General features: G+C 72.1%; 18 protein-coding genes and 1 pseudogene. 14 read left to right on the plus strand and 5 right to left on the minus strand.

Annotation, left to right across the window (positions count from 1 at the left end):
• Positions 1-40 precede the first annotated feature (40 nt).
• Positions 41-1,171 (plus strand): allantoicase, encoded by a 1,131-nt coding sequence (gene alc, locus ACFYO2_RS14225; RefSeq protein ID WP_388348291.1) that lies wholly within the window; start codon positions 41-43, stop codon positions 1,169-1,171.
• A 154-nt stretch (positions 1,172-1,325) separates the two neighbouring features.
• On the opposite strand, the gene ACFYO2_RS14230 is transcribed toward alc, so the two are convergent.
• Positions 1,326-2,075: an SDR family oxidoreductase gene (locus ACFYO2_RS14230; RefSeq protein ID WP_388348292.1), complete on the minus strand. Its 750-nt coding sequence runs from the start codon at positions 2,073-2,075 to the stop codon at positions 1,326-1,328.
• Positions 2,076-2,544: 469 nt separating this feature from the next.
• On the opposite strand from ACFYO2_RS14230, the gene ACFYO2_RS14235 reads away from it, so the two are divergent.
• Both ACFYO2_RS14235 and ACFYO2_RS14240 read left to right on the plus strand, forming a co-directional pair.
• On the plus strand, positions 2,545-2,946 hold the full coding sequence (locus ACFYO2_RS14235) for a hypothetical protein (RefSeq protein ID WP_388348294.1): 402 nt from the start codon (positions 2,545-2,547) through the stop codon (positions 2,944-2,946).
• Positions 2,946-3,224 (plus strand): hypothetical protein, encoded by a 279-nt coding sequence (locus ACFYO2_RS14240; protein WP_388348296.1) that lies wholly within the window; start codon positions 2,946-2,948, stop codon positions 3,222-3,224. Before ACFYO2_RS14235 ends, ACFYO2_RS14240 begins: the two co-directional genes overlap by 1 nt.
• A 69-nt stretch (positions 3,225-3,293) precedes the next feature.
• Here the strand turns inward: ACFYO2_RS14240 and ACFYO2_RS14245 are convergent, their stop codons facing one another.
• The 3 genes and pseudogenes from ACFYO2_RS14245 to ACFYO2_RS14255 all read right to left on the minus strand — a co-directional run bounded on the left by ACFYO2_RS14245 (position 3,294) and on the right by ACFYO2_RS14255 (position 5,616).
• The gene (locus tag ACFYO2_RS14245) at positions 3,294-3,752 is read right to left on the minus strand and encodes a pyridoxamine 5'-phosphate oxidase family protein (RefSeq protein ID WP_388348297.1); all 459 of its coding nucleotides are present in this window, start codon (positions 3,750-3,752) and stop codon (positions 3,294-3,296) included.
• Between the two features lie 372 nt (positions 3,753-4,124).
• Positions 4,125-4,253, minus strand: a pseudogene (locus tag ACFYO2_RS14250) (IMP dehydrogenase); the annotation flags it as partial.
• A gap of 340 nt (positions 4,254-4,593) precedes the next feature.
• Positions 4,594-5,616, minus strand: coding sequence for a Gfo/Idh/MocA family oxidoreductase (locus ACFYO2_RS14255; RefSeq protein WP_388348299.1), 1,023 nt, complete (start codon positions 5,614-5,616; stop codon positions 4,594-4,596).
• A gap of 130 nt (positions 5,617-5,746) precedes the next feature.
• On the opposite strand from ACFYO2_RS14255, the gene ACFYO2_RS14260 reads away from it, so the two are divergent.
• From ACFYO2_RS14260 to ACFYO2_RS14305, 10 genes are all read left to right on the plus strand, one after another.
• A complete protein-coding gene (locus ACFYO2_RS14260; protein ID WP_388348300.1) occupies positions 5,747-6,484 on the plus strand; it encodes a GntR family transcriptional regulator in 738 nt (245 codons plus the stop codon).
• A 249-nt stretch (positions 6,485-6,733) separates the two neighbouring features.
• Positions 6,734-7,882, plus strand: coding sequence for an ROK family glucokinase (locus ACFYO2_RS14265; RefSeq protein WP_388348302.1), 1,149 nt, complete (start codon positions 6,734-6,736; stop codon positions 7,880-7,882).
• On the plus strand, positions 7,879-8,457 hold the full coding sequence (locus ACFYO2_RS14270) for a sugar kinase (RefSeq protein WP_388348303.1): 579 nt from the start codon (positions 7,879-7,881) through the stop codon (positions 8,455-8,457). The genes ACFYO2_RS14265 and ACFYO2_RS14270 overlap by 4 nt, the downstream gene beginning before the upstream one ends.
• 98 nt (positions 8,458-8,555) lie before the next feature.
• Positions 8,556-11,414, plus strand: coding sequence for a DEAD/DEAH box helicase (locus ACFYO2_RS14275; RefSeq protein WP_388348305.1), 2,859 nt, complete (start codon positions 8,556-8,558; stop codon positions 11,412-11,414).
• A gap of 488 nt (positions 11,415-11,902) precedes the next feature.
• Complete coding sequence (locus tag ACFYO2_RS14280; protein WP_388348619.1) at positions 11,903-13,804, plus strand: SWIM zinc finger family protein; 1,902 nt, start codon at positions 11,903-11,905, stop codon at positions 13,802-13,804.
• Between the two features lie 340 nt (positions 13,805-14,144).
• Positions 14,145-14,564, plus strand: coding sequence for an ATP-binding protein (locus ACFYO2_RS14285; protein WP_388348307.1), 420 nt, complete (start codon positions 14,145-14,147; stop codon positions 14,562-14,564).
• 261 nt (positions 14,565-14,825) lie between these two features.
• Positions 14,826-15,059, plus strand: a complete 234-nt coding sequence (locus ACFYO2_RS14290; RefSeq protein WP_388348309.1) for a hypothetical protein — start codon at positions 14,826-14,828, stop codon at positions 15,057-15,059.
• A gap of 20 nt (positions 15,060-15,079) precedes the next feature.
• Complete coding sequence (gene pcaC / locus ACFYO2_RS14295) at positions 15,080-16,381, plus strand: 4-carboxymuconolactone decarboxylase (protein ID WP_388348311.1); 1,302 nt, start codon at positions 15,080-15,082, stop codon at positions 16,379-16,381.
• Between the two features lie 31 nt (positions 16,382-16,412).
• Positions 16,413-17,048: an MBL fold metallo-hydrolase gene (locus ACFYO2_RS14300; protein WP_388348313.1), complete on the plus strand. Its 636-nt coding sequence runs from the start codon at positions 16,413-16,415 to the stop codon at positions 17,046-17,048.
• Between the two features lie 62 nt (positions 17,049-17,110).
• Positions 17,111-17,890 carry an exodeoxyribonuclease III gene (locus ACFYO2_RS14305; RefSeq protein ID WP_388348315.1) on the plus strand — a complete coding sequence of 260 codons (780 nt, stop codon included), beginning with the start codon at positions 17,111-17,113 and terminating at the stop codon, positions 17,888-17,890.
• A 253-nt stretch (positions 17,891-18,143) separates the two neighbouring features.
• On the opposite strand, the gene ACFYO2_RS14310 is transcribed toward ACFYO2_RS14305, so the two are convergent.
• Positions 18,144-18,812: a TetR family transcriptional regulator gene (locus tag ACFYO2_RS14310; protein WP_388348317.1), complete on the minus strand. Its 669-nt coding sequence runs from the start codon at positions 18,810-18,812 to the stop codon at positions 18,144-18,146.
• A gap of 242 nt (positions 18,813-19,054) precedes the next feature.
• On the opposite strand from ACFYO2_RS14310, the gene ACFYO2_RS14315 reads away from it, so the two are divergent.
• Positions 19,055-19,462 (plus strand): DUF6278 family protein, encoded by a 408-nt coding sequence (locus ACFYO2_RS14315; RefSeq protein WP_388348319.1) that lies wholly within the window; start codon positions 19,055-19,057, stop codon positions 19,460-19,462.
• The last annotated feature ends 28 nt before the right edge of the window (positions 19,463-19,490 follow it).

Here is a 19,490-nt window from a genome sequence, read left to right on the forward strand (position 1 = left end):
ACCCGCACCCGCAGCGGCCGACTCCCGAAAGGCACACCTCGTGACGGCGCAGCCTCAATTCCCTTTGGCTCGTTTCACCGGCGACGCGAACCCCTACGGAGGCGGTGACCCGTACGCGGACTACCGCACCGCCGACTTCCCCTTCACCCAGTACGCCAACCTCGCCGACCGGCAGCTCGGGGCCGGAGTGATCGCCGCCAACGACGAGTTCTTCGCCCAGCGCGAGAACCTGCTGGTGCCCGGGCCCGCCGAGTTCGACCCCGAGCACTTCGGGCACAAGGGCAAGATCATGGACGGCTGGGAGACCAGGCGCCGCCGCGGGGCCTCCGCCGACCACCCCTGGCCCACGGCGGAGGACCACGACTGGGCGCTGGTCCGCCTCGGCGCCCCCGGCGTCATCCGCGGCATCGTCGTCGACACGGCCCACTTCCGCGGCAATTATCCGCAGGCGGTGTCGATCGAAGGCACGTCGGTGCCGGGCTCCCCTTCGCCGGAGGCGCTGCTGTCCGGTGACGTGAAGTGGACGACGCTCGTGCCCCGCACGGCGGTGGGCGGTCACGCGGCGAACGGCTTCACGGTGTCGGTCGAACAGCGCTTCACACACCTGCGCGTCAACCAACACCCCGACGGCGGCATCGCGCGCCTGCGGGTGTACGGCGAGGTCGTCCCGGACCCGAAGTGGCTCCAGGCGCTCGGCACCCTCGACGTGGTCGCCCTGGAGAACGGCGGCCGGGCCGAGGACGCCTCCAACCTCTTCTACTCACCGGCCACCAACACCATCCAGCCGGGCCGCTCCCGCAAGATGGACGACGGCTGGGAGACGCGCCGCCGCCGCGACCGGGGCAACGACTGGATCCGCTACCGCCTGGCCGCCCAGTCCCAGATCCGCGCGCTGGAGATCGACACGGCATACCTGAAGGGCAACAGCGCGGGCTGGGCATCGGTGTCCGTACGGGACGGCGAGGACGGCGCCTGGACCGAGATCCTCCCGCGCACCCGCCTCCAGCCCGACACCAACCACCGCTTCGTCCTCCCGACGCCCGCCGTCGGCACGCACGCGCGCGTGGACATCTATCCCGACGGCGGGATCTCGCGGCTGCGGTTGTTCGGCTCGCTGACGGAAAGCGGCGCCGCGGCGCTGGCGGCACGCCATCAGGAACTGGGCGGCTGACACAGGGTGGGGTTCGCCCCCGCCGCCCCTTCTCAAACGCCGGAGGGGCTGATTTCAGCCCCTCCGGCGTTTGAGGAGCGGGGGTTTGGGGGCGGAGCCCCCAAGGTCGGGAACGGGAAGGGGCGTCGGGGGCGAACCCCACCGCCCGTCGGCATCACGCCGCATGGCCCCCGTCCACCGAGAACTCCGCACCAGTGACGTAGTCCGCCCCCGCCAGATGGGCGACCGTGAACGCCACCTCATCGGCCGTGCCGAAACGCCCCAGTGCCGTCATCCCCGCCTGCCCCGCCGCGAACGGCCCGTCCGCCGGATTCATGTCCGTGTCGATCGGCCCGGGATGCACGATGTTCGCCGTGATGCCACGCCCGCCCAGCTCTCTGGCGAGGGCCTTCGTCAGACCGGTCAGGGCCGACTTGCTCATCGCGTAGAGCGTGCCGCCGGGCCCCGGCACGCGCTGGGTCATGCAGGTGCCGATGGTGATGATCCGGCCGCCGGGGCCCATCCGTGAGGCGGCCGCCTGCGAGGCGAGGAAGACACCGCGCACGTTGACGGCCAGGACCCGGTCCACATCGGCGAGCGAGAGGTTCTCCAGGGGCCCGAGCAGGCCCACCCCCACGTTGTTCACCAGCACGTCGAGACGGCCGCCGAGCGCGTCCGCCGCACGCGGCACTGCCCCCGCCGCCTCCTCCGCGTCCGCGGAGTCCGCCCGCAGGGCCACAGCCCGGCGCCCCAGCGTCTCGACGGCCCGTACGACGTCCTCGGCCGCCGACTTGTCGTTCACGTAGGTGAGAGCGACGTCGGCGCCCTCCCGGGCCAGCCGCAGAGCCGTCGCCGCACCGATGCCACGGCTGCCGCCGGTGACGAGCGCGACCTTGCCGTTCAGAGTTCCGTGAGTCGTTGTCATGACGTCCATCCCACCGGCCCGGAACCCGGATCGCTGGCGGCCCTCGGACATCGACCTCAGCCATCTGGAACCTTTCTCTCCGTCATGGCCACGGATCTGCGTGAGATCCGATGTACGCCCGGCACGTTCCGGTCCCTCTTCCTGATACGTAGACGGGTCAGTAATTCCCCCGATGGATCCCGGGCCGCGGTTGGCGACCATGGTCAATCGGCCGGCCCTATCCGGACGGTGCGGAGGGGGGAGCGCACATGAGGGTGTCCCAGAGGCGGCATGCCGCTTTGGCAGGGCGGCCGGCCGGCCGTCGTTGCACGTGTGCGGAGCCGTCTGGATCAAGCGCGGCCCTTCCGCCTGCTCAGGCTTCGCAAACCCTCGGCTGAGCCCGGTATTTCACGTGAAGAGAAGGGCGTATCCCATGAACCCGTCGATCCGATCGCGTCCTGCCGTGCGAGGTGCTCTCCTCGCGGCCGGCGTGGCCCTGCTGCTCACCACCCTCGTCGGCTGCTCCGAGGACAAGGAGACTCTGGCGAGCTGGTCCGAGAACGGCGGCCAGAAGCACATGGACACCATCGGTGCGGACGTGACCACCCTGACCCGGGTGAGCGATCCTATCGGCGCGGACTCCACGATCGGCCCGCGCTGCAGTCAGATGCTCGACGACGTGAAGGCGGCGAGGGCCTACGGCGAGCTGCCGGACAAGGGCGCTCAAATCAGTTGGGAGGAGACACTCGATCGACTCAAGACGGCCGCTTCTCACTGCCTGCGCAACGTCAAGGCCGGCAACGGGGGAGCCAGCCTCGCCGATGCCATCGACGTCCAGAGCGCATTCCACGTTTTCGCCGACCGGATCGAACGCGTCCGCAGCCAGTCTTGATGCGCGCCGTGTCCCGGCCCGTGGAACGGTTGCGGCCAGTCGCCCGGTATTTCGTGAAAGTGCCGGGCGGCAGATCAACTTCCCGAAAACTCATCGGCCTTGACGGGAAAATCCTCCTGGCCGGCACCGGCGTGCACGCCGCGCACGTCGCGATCAACATCTGGATCGGCGACGGCGGGCCGCCGGCTTTCCCGACGGCCACACCCGAGCAGATCGCGCCCCTGTACTGGGACCTGCACGAACGCAACCACCGGTCCGAGGTCGTCTTCAACGGCTGAGCAGTGGCCGGTCACCAGGGGAGGGGCAGCACTTGCGCCCCCCATCCGTCCCCTCCCGCCACCCGCCTGTTACAGCTTGCGGAAGTCCCAGGAGACGGTCTTCGACGGTGTCAGGCGGATCCACGCATGCCGACCATCGTGCGGCATTGCCTCCAGGCCGAAGTTCTTGCGGGCGAACAGCGGTTCCAACGCGTCGAGTTCGGTGCACGGTTCTCCGGTGCGGGGGATCTCGCCCACGAACTCCGCGGTGCCTGACAGTTCGACTCCGCGCAGCTCCCCGTACCCCTCGCCGGAGTCGACGACGACAGCGACGCGCGGGTCGTGACGGAGGTCGGCCCATCGCTTGCTGCGCACGATGGAGTACAGCCACAGCGAGGTGCCGTCCCAGGCGAACCAGAGGGCACTGAGATGCGGGGCGCCGTCGATTGAGACGGTAGCGATGCGGCACGTGCGCTGGCTGGCGAGGAACTCGTCCAGCTCGTCCGGCGTCATCATGATCTTTCGGCTCCTGCGCTGAGTCGCAGCCATGCGGGGCCTCTTTTCTCTTGCGTCAGGGTGCCAGGGAGGAGGCGTATCTGATGGGCGTCAGAAGCATTGGGCATTTTCCATAAGCCTGCAATGGCTGAGGGGCCCCTGCGGAGGAACAGCCGCGCACACTGCGCCCGCGTCGCTCGTGCAGGGCCTCGGGAGTGAGCAGTTCGAGCGTACTTGTGGGGGGAATAGAGGCCGAAGGGCGTGGTGCCCAGGCATACCAGTCCGGAACAGGGCGATGGGGCCGGGCAGTTCGGCGACCACATCCTCCCTCAGACCAGGGATGTGCGAGAACCCGCTCCAGCGAGCGAACGTGTCGGCCCGCCCCGTGGCAGCGACACGGGGCGGGGGTGGGTACGGGCAGGCGGGTCAGAAGGTGAGGAGCACCTTGGTGGCGCGTCGCTCGTCCATCGCCTTGTAGCCCTCGGCGGCCTGCTCCAGCGGCAGGGTGAGGTCGAACACCTTGCCCGGGTCGATCTTGCGGTCCCAGATGAGCTGGAAGGCTGACCCGGAAGAAGCCTGCCCGCGGCCGGGCGGAGAAGCCGAGTCCCACCGGCCGAGCCGGCCTACGAGGAAGACTCGGGGCCCTCGTCGCCGAACTGCCGGTGTCGGGTCATCGAGCGGTGAGGACGTGCGCCCACGGCTCATCGATGTCGGCCAGACCCAGCACGGCGACCACGTTGTCGAGCATTCCGGCGCCGAACCAGCGCCGCACGGCGTCGTCGTCGCCCAGCAGCTGCCGAACGGTGTCAACCTGCTTGGCGTAGCACCGGCGCAGCCCTCACCAGGGCGGTCGCCCATTGGCTTTTGAGGGCGGGGTAGAAGGGGCGGAGTCCCTTCACATCACGACAGCGCCGGTCGCGCCGGCGACCTCCGCCAGCCACACCCCCCGCCGCTCCCGCCGCGACATTTCACACGCCTCGGCGATCCGCAACGCCTGCAACGCCTCGCGCCCGTCGCACGGGTTGGCCAGCTCACCCCGTACGACGTCGACGAACGCGCACAACTCCGCCTCGTACGCCGGCCCGAACCGCTCCAGGAACCCCGCCCACGGTTTGTCCGCGGCCGGCGGCCCCGTCGGCTCGGTGGACGCGATCGGCGTACGGTCGTCCAGCCCGACCACGATCTGGTCCAGCTCCCCGGCGAGCTCCATGCGCACGTCGTACCCCGCCCCGTTCAGCCGCGTCGCCGTCGCCGTGGCGAGCGTGCCGTCGTCCAGGGTGAGCAGCGCAGCGCCCGTGTCGACGTCGCCCGCCTCGCGGAACATCGCGGGACCCGCGTCGGACCCGGCCGCGTACACGTCGACGACCTCGCGCCCCGTCACCCAGCGCAGCACGTCGAAGTCGTGGATCAGGGTGTCACGGTAGAGCCCGCCGGACTGCGGCAGGTACGCGGCCGGCGGCGGCGCCTGGTCGGACGTCAGTGCCCGCACGGTGTGCAGCCTGCCGAGTCGCCCGGAGCGCACCGCCTCCCGCGCCCCCGTGTAGCCCGTGTCGAACCGACGCTGGAACCCCATCTGCAGGATCGTTCCGGCGGTCTCGACCTCGCCGATCGCCTGTAAGGTGCCCGCCAGATCGAGGGCGATGGGCTTCTCGCAGAACACGGGCAGCCCCGAGCGTGCTGCCCGACCGATCAGTTCGGCGTGCGCCGATGTCGCCGTCGTGATCACCACCGCGTCCACGCCCCACTTGAAGATCTCGTCCACTCCCGGCGCCGCCGTCTCGCCCAGCCGGTGCGCGAGATCCTGGGCCCGCGCGGGGTCCGCGTCCGTGAGGATCAGGGAGCCGACCTCCCGGTGTCGGCTGAGGGTGTTCGCATGGATGGTGCCTATGCGGCCCGTACCGATGACTCCGATGCGCATGTGACCAACCTGCGTGCCGACCCGGCGCGCTGTCAATGCGTATGTCCGGACAATCGAACTACACAACTTCCCGTCAACCATCCACGGAGCTACGCTCGGCCCCGTGCCGAAACCAGGAGTGGACCCGACCGTGACGCTCGAGCTCAGTGTGGACCGGAGCAGCCCGGTGCCGTTGTACTTCCAGCTGTCCCAGCAGTTGGAGGCCGCCATCGAGCACGGAGCACTCACCCCCGGCAGCCTGCTGGGCAACGAGATCGAGCTCGCCGCCCGGCTCGGCCTGTCCCGGCCCACCGTCCGACAGGCCATCCAGTCGCTCGTCGACAAGGGCCTGCTGGTGCGCCGCCGCGGTGTCGGCACGCAGGTCGTGCACAGCCAGGTCAAGCGCCCCCTGGAGCTCAGCAGCCTCTACGACGACCTGGAGGCAGCAGGCCAGCGCCCGGCGACAAAGGTCCTGGTCAACACCATCGTCCCGGCGACCGCCGAGATCGCGGCCGCCCTCGGCGTGACCGAGGACAGCGACGTACACCGGGTGGAACGGCTGCGCCTCGCGCACGGCGAGCCGATGGCGTACCTCAGCAACCACCTGCCGCCCGGACTGCTCGACCTGGACACCGAGCAGCTGGAGGCCACCGGCCTGTACCGCATGATGCGGGCCGCCGGGATCACGCTGCACAGCGCCCGTCAGTCCATCGGCGCCCGCGCCGCCACGGCCGCCGAGGCCGAACGGCTCGCCGAGGAGGAGGGCGCCCCACTGCTCACCATGCAGCGCACGACCTTCGACGACACCGGCCGCGCGGTCGAGTTCGGCAGCCACACCTACCGGCCGAGCCGCTACTCCTTCGAGTTCCAGCTGCTCGTACGCCCCTGAGGCAGACGTGCCGGTTCGTCGCAATGTCAGGACAATCGACCGGCTCGCACAAGGACACCGCCCCCTTCGAGCCGAGCCGGACGATCCGCGCCGTGAACCGCAGCGCAAGGGGCATACGGGATGTATCACCATACGGCTCCGCCGCGGGGCGCGACCAGCCCCGACGCACCCGCACCCGGCAGAGCACAGGAACCGTCCTTCGCTCCCCAGTACAGCATCCACCCCGACGTTGAGGCAGAATCGGCGGCGATGAGCACCTACGGCAACTTCACCGCCCCCATCGGCTCCCGCCGCGCGCCGGCGCTCCGCACGGTCGGCACGAGGGAGCGCCGATCGCACCTGACCGCACCCCGCGTGCCCACCGTCGGCATCGACATCGGCGGCACGAAGGTGATGGCGGGCGTCGTCGACGCCGACGGCAACATCCTGGAGAAGCTCCGCACGGAGACTCCGGACAAGTCCAAGAGCCCGAAGGTCGTGGAGGACACGATCGTCGAACTGGTCCTGGACCTGTCCGACCGCCACGACGTGCACGCGGTCGGCATCGGCGCGGCCGGCTGGGTCGACGCCGACCGCAACCGCGTGCTGTTCGCGCCCCACCTGTCCTGGCGCAACGAACCCCTCAGGGACCGCATCTCGAGCAGGCTCTCCGTGCCCGTCCTCGTCGACAACGACGCCAACACCGCCGCCTGGGCGGAGTGGCGCTTCGGCGCGGGCCGCGGCGAGGACCACCTCGTCATGATCACGCTCGGCACCGGCATCGGCGGCGCGATCCTCGAGGACGGCCAGGTCAAGCGCGGCAAGTACGGCGTCGCCGGCGAGTTCGGCCACATGCAGGTCGTGCCCGGCGGCCACCGCTGCCCGTGCGGCAACCGCGGCTGCTGGGAGCAGTACAGCTCCGGCAACGCGCTGGTCAGGGAGGCGCGCGAGCTGGCCGCGGCGGACTCCCCGGTGGCGTACGGGATCATCGAGCACGTCAAGGGCAACATCGGCGACATCACCGGCCCGATGATCACCGAGCTGGCCCGCGAGGGCGACGCGATGTGCATCGAACTGCTCCAGGACATCGGCCAGTGGCTCGGCGTCGGCATCGCCAACCTGGCCGCAGCCCTCGACCCGTCCTGCTTCGTGATCGGCGGCGGTGTCTCGGCCGCCGACGGCCTGCTGATCGACCCCGCGCGGGACGCCTTCAAGCGGCAGCTCACCGGCCGCGGCTACCGCCCCGAGGCCCGGATCGTCCGCGCCCAGCTCGGCCCCGAGGCAGGCATGGTCGGCGCCGCCGACCTGTCCCGGCTGGTCGCCCGCCGCTTCCGCCGCGCCAAGCGGCGCCGGGTGGAGCGGTACGAGCGCTACGAGCGGTACGTGGAGGCCCGCCGTACGTCACAGGACACGGCGTGACGGCGTCGCTGCCGCGCCCGGCCGCGGCCTCGGACGAGAGCCGGTCGCCGGAGGACCGCCGCCACCGCAACCGCCGCAGGGCGCTCACACTGCTCATCATCGTCCTGCTCATCGGCGTCCCGGCCGGCTACCTCGTGATCTCCGCCAACCAGAGCCGTGACAGCGGCAAGGACAAGGAGGCGAAGTACTCGGCCACCGGCCTGAGCGCGGGCTGGCCGTCCAAGGTGCAGCGCCGCCTCTACCAGGTGCCGGTCCCGCACCCGGCGGACCACATCGCCTACTACGAGACCAACAACTGGAAGACCAGCCGCCTCTACGTCCAGTTCCGGACCAGCAAGGCCGGCCTCGACGCCTTCCTCACCGGCGTGGGCGTCGACCGGGAGGACCTTCAGCAGGGCGAGATCACCATCAGCACACGTGACCGGAGCATCACCGGCTGGTCCTTCGAGGGCCCCGGCCCGTGGTTCGGCCTCGTCCACACGCAGATGAACCCGGCCCCCACCCAGGACATCGTCGTCAACCTGTCCGTCCCGGCCAGCCCGATGGTCTACGTCGTCTCGCGCACCGTTCCCTAGAACGAGGGCCCCGGCCGGTCCCCGGGGCCGATTGTCAGACCCCGCCCGTAGAGTCGAAGACGAGTGATCCGACACACGGGCGGGAGGTGACAGGACGTATGAGCGACATGGCGACGACGGCGTACGGCAGCGCGGGCCGAGCGGTCTCGTCGGACGGGCGGGCGGCGCAGTCCGTCCCCGTCCGACTCGCGGCCGTGTTCCTGCCCGCGCCCCTTCCGCGCCAGGGCCGGATCGCCTTCTGGGACCCGGAAGACGGACCGCTGCCCGCCGCCGACACCGAGCTCACCGTCGTACGACGCCACGGCGCGGGCGTACGCCGCAGGGCCGCCCCCGCGCTGTCGCTCACCCTCGGCGAGGCCCTGCCCCTGCTCGTCCGCGCCCGGCGCGACCCCGCCGCCCACCCCGCCACCGCCTGCTGGGGCGCGGCCGCACTGCACGCGCTGCGGCTCACCGCCCGCGGCCGGCTGCTGCCCGGACTGACGGCCACCGGCCACGACGCCTGGCGGGCCGGTCCCCTCGACCCCTCCGACATCGCCCACCTGCGCGCGGTCGCGGCCGCCCTGCCGTACGAAGGCCACGCGGTCCCGCTGCCCGGCCCGGGCGTGATCAAGCTGCCCGAACCGGAAGCGCTGATGCGTTCCTTCCTGGACGCGGTCGCGGACACCCTGCCCCGCACCCCGGCCGCCGCGTACGCCTCCGGCAAGCCCTTCGCCGCGCGCGAGCCGCAGCGCCTGCCCGGCGCCGCCGACTGGGCCGCCGAGGTCGCCGCCGGCATGGACGCGGGCGTGCGCATCTCGCTCCGCCTGGACCTGGCGGCGTACAACCTGTTCGACGACAGCGGCGACGGGGCGCGCCACGCCGGCGCGGCGATCGTCCAGGTGCACAGCCTCGCCGACCCCACCCTGGTGGCCGACGCGGCGGCCCTGTGGTCCGGCGACGCGGACGCCGCCTTCGGCCCCCGCGCCCGCGTGGACGCGGCCCTCGCGGTGCGCCGCGCGGCCCGCGTATGGCCGCCCCTGGACCGCCTCTCCGAGCAGGACGTGCCCGACGTACTGGCCCTGTCCGACGAGGAGTTGGGGGATCTGCTCGGCGTGGCGGCGACCCGGCTCGCAGCGGCCGGAGTGGCCGTGCACTGGCCCCGGGACCTCGCGCAGGACCTGACCGCGGCCGCCGTGGTCCGGCCCGCACCCGGCTCGGCGACCGACGGTACCGGCTTCTTCGAGAGCGAGGAACTGCTCCAGTTCCGCTGGCAGTTGGCGCTCGGCGGCGACCCGCTCAGCGAGGGCGAGATGGACGCGCTCGCCGAGGCCCACCGTCCGGTGGTCCGCCTGAGGGACCAGTGGGTGCTGGTCGACCCCGCCCTCGTCCGCAAGGCCCGCAAGCGCGAACTCGGCCTGCTCGACCCGGTCGACGCGCTGTCCGTCGCCCTCACCGGCAGCGCCGAGGTCGACGGCGAGACGGTCGAGGCGGTCCCGGCCGGCGCCCTGGCCACCCTGCGCGACCGCCTGACAGCCGGGGTGCGCCCCGCCGAGCCGCCGCCCGGACTGCACGCCACCCTCCGCGACTACCAACTCCGCGGCCTGGCCTGGCTGGACCTCATGACCTCCCTCGGCCTCGGCGGCTGCCTCGCCGACGACATGGGACTCGGCAAGACGATCACTCTCATCGCCCTGCACCTGCGCCGGGCCCGCACCGAACCCACGCTGGTGGTCTGCCCGGCCTCCCTGCTGGGCAACTGGCAGCGGGAGATCACCCGGTTCGCGCCCGGCGTCCCCGTCCGCCGCTTCCACGGCCCCGAACGCACCCTGGACGACCTGGACGGCGGCTTCGTCCTCACGACGTACGGCACCATGCGGTCGGCGGCACCGCGACTGGCCGAGCAGCACTGGGGCATGGTCGTCGCGGACGAGGCACAACACGTCAAGAACCCGTACTCGGCGACGGCCAAGGCCCTGCGCACGATCCCGTCCCCCGCGCGCGTGGCCCTCACCGGCACGCCCGTGGAGAACAACCTGTCGGAGCTGTGGGCCTTGCTGGACTGGACGACACCGGGACTCCTCGGCCCTCTGAAGTCCTTCCGCGCCCGCCACGCGCGCGCCGTGGAGAACGGCGAGGACGACGAGGCGGTCGCCCGGCTGGCCCGCCTCGTCCGCCCCTTCCTGCTGCGCCGTAAGAAGTCCGACCCCGGCATCGTCCCCGAGCTGCCGCCCAAGACGGAGACGGACCACCCGGTCCCGCTCACCCGGGAGCAGGCCGCGCTGTACGAGGCGGTGGTCCGTGAGTCGATGCTGGCCATCGAGACCGCGGAGGGCATCGGCCGCCGGGGCCTGGTGCTGAAGCTGCTGGGCGCGCTGAAACAGATCTGCGACCACCCCGCCCTGTATCTGAAGGAGGACGTCCCGACGACGGCCACCGACCGGCTGGCCGCCCGCTCCGGCAAGATGGCCCTGCTGGACGAGTTGTTGGACACGCTCCTGGCCGAGGACGGCTCGGCGATCGTCTTCACGCAGTACGTCGGCATGGCCCGCCTCATCACCTCCCACCTGGCCGCCCGCGCGGTCCCGGTGGACCTCCTGCACGGCGGGACACCGGTGCCGGAGCGCGAACGCATGGTGGACCGCTTCCAGAGCGGGGCGACCCCGGTCCTGGTCCTGTCCCTTAAGGCGGCCGGCACGGGCCTCAACCTCACCCGCGCGGGCCATGTCGTCCACTTCGACCGCTGGTGGAACCCGGCCGTCGAGGAACAGGCCACCGACCGCGCCTACCGCATCGGCCAGACCCAGCCCGTCCAGGTCCATCGCCTCATCACCGAGGGCACCGTCGAAGACCGCATCGCCGAGATGCTCGAGGCCAAGCGGGCCCTCGCCGACGCGATCCTCGGCTCCGGCGAGTCCGCCCTCACCGAACTCACCGACCGCGAACTCACCGACCTGGTCTCCCTGAGGAGGCCCCAGTGACCCCCGGTCCCGCCGACGAAGCACGCCGCGCGCTCCAGGAGGCACGGGAGCGGGCCGGCGGGCGCGGTGGTGCCGATCGGCGGGGGGCGGCCGGGCATCCAGGGCGTGATGTGGAGCGGGCGGCGCTTGAGAGCGACCGGGCAAGCGAGGCTGGTGGGCCTGGTGGGGACCTCGACGCGTTTGAGCCGCCCGAAGGAATCGACGAGCCCGGCGCCCCCGAGCAACAGCCCGCCACGGCGACCCAGGGCGGCGACGAAACCGCCCGTGAGGGCGCGCGTCCCGCGGACGTCGCGCGCGAGGCGTTGCGTGCGGCTCGCGATGCTGCACGGCAGGCCCGGGCGGACGCGGCGACCCAGGAGACGGAGGCCGCACGTCGACGGCGCCGTACGGCCCCGACCGCCGTCCGCCGGCCTCGAAGCGGCGCCCCGGGCCGGACCGCCGACCTCCGGGCGCGTGACGTACGGGAGTTCCTGGCCGACGCCTTCCGCATGCCCGCGGACGTGGACGATCCGGGGGAGGAGCAGAGGGAGCACAACGACGTTACGCGGCAGGCTCGTTCGGCTGCACGGACATCGACCGACCCTCAGGCCCGGGCGGACGCGGGCTTTGATGTGCCGGGGTTGGCCCCTCGCGCGCCTGGTGGGCGTCCGGGGGACGCGGGCGTCGGCGTGGAGGAGTCGTCCTCGCGCGCGTCTGCCTCGAGTCCGGCGCAGACCGGCTCGGATGCGTCGGGGTCGGTCTCGCGCGTGCCCGGTGGGCGTCCGGGGGAGGCCGGCGCCGGCATGGTGGGGTCGTCCTCTGCCGCGTCTGCCCCGAGTCCCGGGCAGACCGGGTCGGATGCGTCGGGGTCGCCCTCACCCACGCCCGGTGGGAGTCCGGCGGACGCCGGCAGCCACACGTTCGGGCCACCTGCGGCCCCCTCTGCTCCGAGCCCGGCGGGCACCGGCGCCGACAGGGCGGGGTCTCTCCCGCCCTCGGCGGACCCGCACCCCGCAGACGCAGCCACTGACGCAGACGGCACCGGCACCGGCATGCCAGGTTCCACCACGCCCCCGCCCCCGCCCCCCTGGGCGTCCGCCACCCCCAGCTCTCAGCCCCCACCGGCACCACCCCGCCGCCCGCGCTCCATGGCCGCCCCCGGCCGGGACGGCGACCTGCGTCGTACCTTCCCCGCCTTCCCGCCGCGGCCGTCGGACGGCGCCGGGTTCGCCGAGACCTGGTGGGGCAATGCGTGGGTCGCCGCGTTGGAGGAGGGGGCGTTGGACGGCAAGAGGCTGGCGCGTGGGCGGGGATATGCCGAGCAGGGGAACGTGGATGCCATCACGGTGACTCCGGGGCTGGTGCTCGCGTACGTGCAGGGGAGCCGCCCCCGGCCGTACCGCGTCCAGGTGCGGTTGCGCACGCTCGACGACGCAGACTGGGAGCGGTTCCTGGACAGTGCCGCCGAGCGGCCGGGACACATCGCCGCGCTGCTGGACAAGGAGATGCCCCAGGCGCTCGCCGAGGGCGGCGTGCGGCTGCTGCCCGGCCCCGGCGACCTCGAACCGCAGTGCAGTTGCCCCGACCGCGGTCACCCCTGCAAGCACGCCGCGGCCCTCTGCTACCAGACCGCCCGACTCCTCGACGCCGATCCCTTCGTACTCCTCCTGCTGCGCGGCCGCGGGGAACAGGACCTGCTCGACGCCCTGTCCCGGCTCAGCGCCACCCGCGCGGCCCGCGCCGCCCAGGATCAGGGCCCGGCCCGGCTGCCCTGCGTACGGGCCGGCGACGTCCTCGCGCCCCGCCGCCTCCCGCCCCTCCCGGCGCCCCTGCCCCCGCCCCCGCACCCCGAGCAGCCCCCGGCGTATCCCGCGGCCCCGGGCGGCCCGGACCCCTTCGCGCTGGACCAGTTGGCGACCGACGCCGCGGCCCGCGCCCATGCGCTGCTCGCCACCGGCCGCGACCCGGTCGGCGAACTGACCCTGTGGCAGGACGCGGTGCGGCTCGCCGCGGCCCGCCCCGGTTCCGGACTCACCGCCGGCACCCGCGCCATCTACGCCGCACTGGCCTCCGCAGCCGGCCGTACCCCGTCCGAACTGGCCCGCGCGGTCGCCGCCTGGCGGCAGGGCGGACTTGAGGGACTCGCCGTCCTCGAAGAGCCCTGGGACCCGCCGGCCGGCCGCTTCGACCGTGCCCGCCCCCTCCTCCTCGCCGCCGACCTCCCCGCCTTCCGCCCCTGGCACAACCACCTCACCCACCCCCGCGGCCATGTCCAGCTCCGTCTCGGCCGCGACGGCCTGTGGTACGCCTACGAGTCCGAGCCGGGCCACGACGACTGGTGGCCCCGCGGCACCCCCGACCTGGACCCGGTCGGCGCCCTCACCGGCCTCGGCACACCGACCGACCTGTGACCGCTCCTGGAAACTGAGCGGGAGTGAGTTCTGGTGCCAGACTCCTGCTCGACGAGCTCGCCACCAGAGGAGATCGCACGGGCCGGACACGTACGCCTCCGGCCACGGCGCCCGCGCGAGCGTGTACTTGCCGCGCTCGGAGGCGCCGACGATCGCGGCCGCCGACCAGTGCTGCTCGTCGCGGGCGGCACCGTCAAGTCGCATGCCCGCCTGCGGGTTGGCGATCACCGTCCAGGGGCATCAGGACTGGGCAGGACCGGCCGCCCAAGATATGGCGTGGCCCCGGCAAGCGGCCAGGCCGCGGGCATGCCGGGTGTCCTAGGAGGGGAAGTGATCCGCCATGCGTACGCATCGGCGTACCCATCGGCGTTCCGTAGGAGTGGAGTACCTGTTGCCCGACGAGGCCACATCGGCAGGACAGGCACGGAGGCTGACCTCAGCGTTTCTCTCCCGGCCCCGCCACCGCATGGCGCCGGTGGATGCCGAGCAGATCGACGACGCGACGCTCATCGTGTCCGAACTGGTCGCCAACGCAACCCGGCACGGCCAAGGTGGCTGCCGCCTGCGCCTGCGGGTGTCCGACGAACGGGTGACCGTCGAGGTCTTCGACGACAGCCCGGCCCGGCCCCGCCTGCGGAAGCCCGCGGCCGAGGGCGAGAGCGGGCGAGGCCTGGCCATGGTGCGGTGCCTGGCACAGGGCTTCGACGTCACTCCGGTCACCGGGGGCGGCAAGCGGGTACGCGCGGTCCTGGCCATGTGACGCTGCGCCAGGGGCCCCGAGGGCCGCCTCAAGCAAGTCGGCGCTGCCGCAGAGCTCCTGCTCAGTGCCGAAGCCTCCGCGGTGTCCAGCGAGTCGTCACCGCTCACGTCCTCGGGGGCGACACCCCTCCCGTGATGGGCTGGTGCTGTCCCGGCCATCCGCGTGCCAGGCGCCTTCGATTCGGTGAACACGAGGCTGGTCAGCGGTACCGGCGGGCGGCGGTCCCCGACCCGGAGAACCGGCGGAAGCCGGAGCCCTGTCGTGGACGAACTGGGCCTGCGCCGGACCCCTCTGCGCGATTCGCGGGCTTCGTGCCGCACCTGCCTGGCCGACAACGGTGTGCCGGATCACATTCTGGCCCGGGTGGGCCGGGCACGCGGATGTCCGGACCACGAAGAAGTGGTTGTGAAACCGGGTGTCGAGGATCTTCGCGAAGTCGCCACAACGTGGGGAGGTCTGCATGGGCCGCCGATCCAGGTGCGTGAGAAATCGTGAGATATGAGAGCGTGAGTCGAGTGAGCGACACGACGACGAGCCCCCTGCAGTACCGCTTCGACGGGCCAGAAGACGCACCTGTCCTGATCTTGGGTCCGTCACTCGGTACGACGTGGCACATGTGGGACCGGCAGGTCCCCGAGCTGGCCAAGCAGTGGCGTGTCTTCCGGTTCGACCTGCCGGGACACGGCGGCGCCCCCGCCTACCCGGCCGGCTCGGTCGCCGACCTGAGCACCCGGCTGCTGACCACACTCGACGGACTCGGCGTGCAGCGCTTCGGCTACGCGGGCTGCGCCCTCGGCGGCGCGGTCGGTATCGAGCTGGCCCTGCGCCACCCCGAGCGCGTCGCCTCGCTCGCGTTGATCGCGGCCTCGCCGCGCTTCGGCACGGCCGACGAGTTCCGGCAGAGAGGGGTGATAGTGCGTACGAACGGGCTCGATCCCATCGCCCGCACCTCCCCCGACCGCTGGTTCACCGGCGGATTCGCCGCCGCGCAGCCCGCGATCACCGAGTGGGCCGTGCAGATGGTCCGCACCACCGACCCCGGCTGCTACATCGCCGCCTGCGAGGCGCTGGCCTCGTTCGACGTACGGTCCGAGCTGGCCCGTATCGGCGTCCCGACACTCGTCCTCGTCGGCTCGGACGACCAGGTCACCGGCCCGGCCGAGGCCCGCACCCTGGTCGCGGGCATCCCGGACGCCCGGCTCGCCGTCGTTCCCGGTGCCTCCCACCTGGTGCCGGTGGAACAGCCCGCCGCCGTCACCGACCTCCTGGTGCGGCACTTCTCCACCGCCTGGCAGCCCGCCTTCGACTCGACCACCGGCCAGATGGCGGCGATCGTGGCGTCCCCGGTGAAGCCGGTCCTGTCCGCCGCGCCGCCGCAGCCCGCGCCCCGCGCCGAGATCGCCCCGGCCGCCGTGGAACCCCAGGCGATGGGCCGCCCGGACCCGTACGACGCCGGCCTCAAGGTTCGCCGGGAGGTGCTCGGGGACGCGCACGTCGACCGGGCACTGGCGCAGGCCGACGAGTTCTCGGGCGACTTCCAGGAGCTCATCACCCGCTACGCCTGGGGGGAGATCTGGGACCGGCCCGGCCTCGACCGGCGCTCCCGCAGCTGTGTGACCCTCACCGCGCTGGTCGCCGGCGGCCACCTGGAGGAGCTCGCCTTCCATGTCCGCGCCGCCCTGCGCAACGGCCTCACTCCGGCGGAGATCAAGGAGGTGCTGCTGCAGGCGGCCGTCTACTGCGGCGTACCGGCGGCGAACAGTGCCTTCAAGGTGGCCCAGCAGGTCATCCGCGAGGAGACGACCCCGACCGAGTGAGCCCCGTACGGCGCCCGGGCAGGATGGACCCATGAAGCTCACGAAGAAGTCGCACTCCTGCGTCCGCCTCGAGAAGAACGGGCGGACGCTCGTCCTCGACCCCGGGGGATTCAGTGAGGAGGACGCCGCGGTCGGCGCTGAGGCGATCCTCGTCACGCACGAGCACCCCGACCACTTCAACGAGGGACGGCTGCGGAACGCCATGGACGCCAACCCGGCCGCCGAGATCTGGACCCTCAGGTCGGTCGCGGAGAAGGTCTCCGCCGCCTTCCCGGGCCGCGTCCACACCGTCGGCCACGGCGACACCTTCACCGCCGCCGGCTTCGACGTCCAGGTCCACGGCGAACTGCACGCCGTGATCCACCCGGACATCCCGCGCATCACCAACGTCGGCTACCTCGTCGACGACGGCAAGGTCTTCCACCCCGGCGACGCGCTCACCGTCCCGGACCGCGCCGTGGAGACGCTGATGCTCCCGGTGATGGCCCCCTGGAGCAAGATCTCCGAGGTCATCGACTACGTCCGCGAGGTCAAGCCGCACCGCGCGTACGACATCCACGACGCCCTCCTGACCGACCTCGCCCGCCCGATCTACGACAACCAGATCGGCGCCCTCGGCGGTTCGGACCACCTGCGGCTGATGCCGGGGGAGTCGGCCGAGGTGTGACGACCCCTGGCCCCTGACCCGGGCGGGCAGCGTTGTCAGACCCGCCCGGTAAGTTGTCAGGCATGCGCATCGCGACCTGGAACGTGAACTCGATCACCGCCCGCCTGCCCAGGCTCCTGGCCTGGCTGGAGAGCAGCGGCACCGACGTGCTGTGCCTCCAGGAGGCCAAGGTCGCAGAGGACCAGTTCCCGTCGGACCAACTGCGCGAGTTGGGTTACGAGGCGGCGGTGCACGCCACCGGCCGGTGGAACGGCGTGGCGGTGCTCTCCCGCGTCGGCATCGAGGACGTGGTCAAGGGCCTGCCGGGCGACCCCGGCTATGACGGCGCTCCGGAGCCGCGCGCCATTTCCGCGACCTGCGGCCCGGTCCGCGTCTGGTCGGTGTACGTGCCGAACGGCCGCGAGGTGGACCACCCCCACTTCGCGTACAAACTCCAGTGGCTGGAGGCCCTGAAGGCGGCCGTCGCCGGCGACGCGGGGGGCAGCCGCCCGTTCGCGGTGATGGGCGACTACAACGTGGCTCCGACGGACGACGACGTGTACGACAGGTCCGCCTTCGAGGGATCCACCCACGTCACCCCCGCCGAGCGTGCCGCCCTGACGTCCCTGCGCGAGGCGGGCCTGTCCGACGTGGTGCCGCGGCCCCTGAAGTACGAGCACCCCTTCACGTACTGGGACTACCGCCAGCTCTGCTTCCCCAAGAACCGCGGCATGCGCATCGACCTGGTGTACGGCAACGAGCCGTTCGCCAAGGCCGTCACCGACGCGTACGTGGACCGCGAGGAGCGCAAGGGCAAGGGCGCCTCGGACCACGCGCCGGTGGTCGTGGATCTGGACGTGTAGGTCGACTCCCTCAGCCCGTCGTGGGGCCCGGCTCGGTCTACGCCTCGGAACCCGCCCGCCGCGTGATCGCACGGCTCGCTCGCGTACGACGGCGGCGCGGCGCGCCTCCGGCCCGATCAAGGCCCCCGGCCGGGCAGCCGGAGGTCGCGGTCGCCCGACCAGCGTGTTGGCCCGCTCCGACAGTGCGAACACACGTAGTCCGGTCGCGTGCGGCAACGGGTCGGCCGCGTCGCCGTGTCCCGTTCCGGCAGGATCAGTCCGTCTCGGCCCTGCGGGCTTCCAGCGTGCGGGACAGGCGCATTTCCAGGGCCGGTACCACCCAGGCGATGAACTCGTCGAACGGCATGTCCGCCAGCGGTTGGATCCCGAGCACGTACCGCATGAGGGCCAGTCCGGCCAGGTGTCCCGAGGCCAGTGCCGCGCGGGTGTCGGCGTCCGGGTGGTCCTTGTAACCGGTCGCGTTCGCCCAGGCCTTGGCGCTGGCCTCGACCCGGGCCCTGAGCACCTCCGAGGTGGCGCTGTCCGCGAGCCCGGCCCGGTAGATGGCGGTCATGGCGTACCGAGTCTTCTCGTTCTCCCAGAACGAGAAGTACGTCTGAGCGATCCAGGCGGCCTCCGCTGTGTCGGAGTGGAGGGCCGGTGCGCTGTCGAAGGATGTCGAGACGCTGAAGGAGGAGTTGACGGCGGCCTCGAAGACCCCCTCCTTGTTGGTGAAGAAGTGGTGCACCAGGGCCGGGTCGACCCGGGCGTCCTCCGCGATCGCGCGGATGGTGGTCCTCGCGTAACCGCGGTCCGCGAAGAGACGGAGCGCCGCCTCGAGGATGTGCTCGCGCGTACCGCTGTCGCCGGGGCGGCGGCCGCTGCGGGCTCGCCGCAAAGGCTTCTCAGAAGCCGCGGAACCGTCCGCGTGCCTGGATGTCATGGGATCACTGCACTTCACGGGGGCTACGGGAGAAGAAAATCACTCTAGCGAAAACCGCCTGGCGGACGGCATCCGCGGAATCCATCCACACATGCGTTGAACTCATGAGCGGATGAACGCTACGAAAGATGAACGATCTCAGCAAGAGGCGGTGGGCGGCCGCCGCCGCCTCGCTCGCCCCGCGGTATCGAGGATCTGCGCGCCTGTGGTGCGTGCGGCGGTGTCAATGACACGCTGGGCGTATGAAGATCCCTTTTCTGGGCCACCGGCGCGAGGAGCCCGGCGCCCGCGACCCCGAGGGCATCGCCGAACTGCTCTCCGAATGTGAGCTGCTGCGTTCCCATGCGTCCCAGGAGGGTGTCCAACTCGACGACACCGCCGCCTCGTTGGAGGCGCTGGACCAGTTGGTGCCGCGCTGGCGGGACGACGAGGAGGTCCTGCCCTGGCTCGGCAACGACGCCGGGCTCTACCTCGGGACGGTCATCGTGCGCACGGTTCCGGGCGCCGCCTGGGACCTGTGGCCCAGCGGCCAGCCCGTCATCCGGCTCGCCTCGGGCCGCGAGTTCGACGTCGTGGCCGCCGGGCACGAGTGGGCCGCAAGCGGGGTGCCCGAACTCTCGCAGCTGTATGCCGAGGTAGCCGAAACGTGAATCTCTGGCCGCAGGGCGACGTAAATAC

The organism is Streptomyces sp. NPDC006602, from assembly GCF_042870385.1.
Taxonomy (GTDB): Bacteria; Actinomycetota; Actinomycetes; order Streptomycetales; family Streptomycetaceae; genus Streptomyces.

Coding starts and splice junctions, on each gene's coding strand:
- ACFYO2_RS14255 (WP_388348299.1), bottom strand. CDS start 5,616: ATGCGCATCGGAGTCATCGGTACGGGCCGCATAGGCACCATCCATGCG.
- ACFYO2_RS14315 (WP_388348319.1), top strand. CDS start 19,055: ATGAAGATCCCTTTTCTGGGCCACCGGCGCGAGGAGCCCGGCGCCCGC.
- ACFYO2_RS14305 (WP_388348315.1), top strand. CDS start 17,111: ATGCGCATCGCGACCTGGAACGTGAACTCGATCACCGCCCGCCTGCCC.
- ACFYO2_RS14275 (WP_388348305.1), top strand. CDS start 8,556: ATGAGCGACATGGCGACGACGGCGTACGGCAGCGCGGGCCGAGCGGTC.
- ACFYO2_RS14280 (WP_388348619.1), top strand. CDS start 11,903: ATGCCCGCGGACGTGGACGATCCGGGGGAGGAGCAGAGGGAGCACAAC.
- ACFYO2_RS14265 (WP_388348302.1), top strand. CDS start 6,734: ATGAGCACCTACGGCAACTTCACCGCCCCCATCGGCTCCCGCCGCGCG.
- ACFYO2_RS14300 (WP_388348313.1), top strand. CDS start 16,413: ATGAAGCTCACGAAGAAGTCGCACTCCTGCGTCCGCCTCGAGAAGAAC.
- ACFYO2_RS14245 (WP_388348297.1), bottom strand. CDS start 3,752: ATGGCTGCGACTCAGCGCAGGAGCCGAAAGATCATGATGACGCCGGAC.
- ACFYO2_RS14285 (WP_388348307.1), top strand. CDS start 14,145: ATGCGTACGCATCGGCGTACCCATCGGCGTTCCGTAGGAGTGGAGTAC.
- ACFYO2_RS14230 (WP_388348292.1), bottom strand. CDS start 2,075: ATGACAACGACTCACGGAACTCTGAACGGCAAGGTCGCGCTCGTCACC.
- ACFYO2_RS14240 (WP_388348296.1), top strand. CDS start 2,946: ATGCGCGCCGTGTCCCGGCCCGTGGAACGGTTGCGGCCAGTCGCCCGG.
- ACFYO2_RS14310 (WP_388348317.1), bottom strand. CDS start 18,812: ATGACATCCAGGCACGCGGACGGTTCCGCGGCTTCTGAGAAGCCTTTG.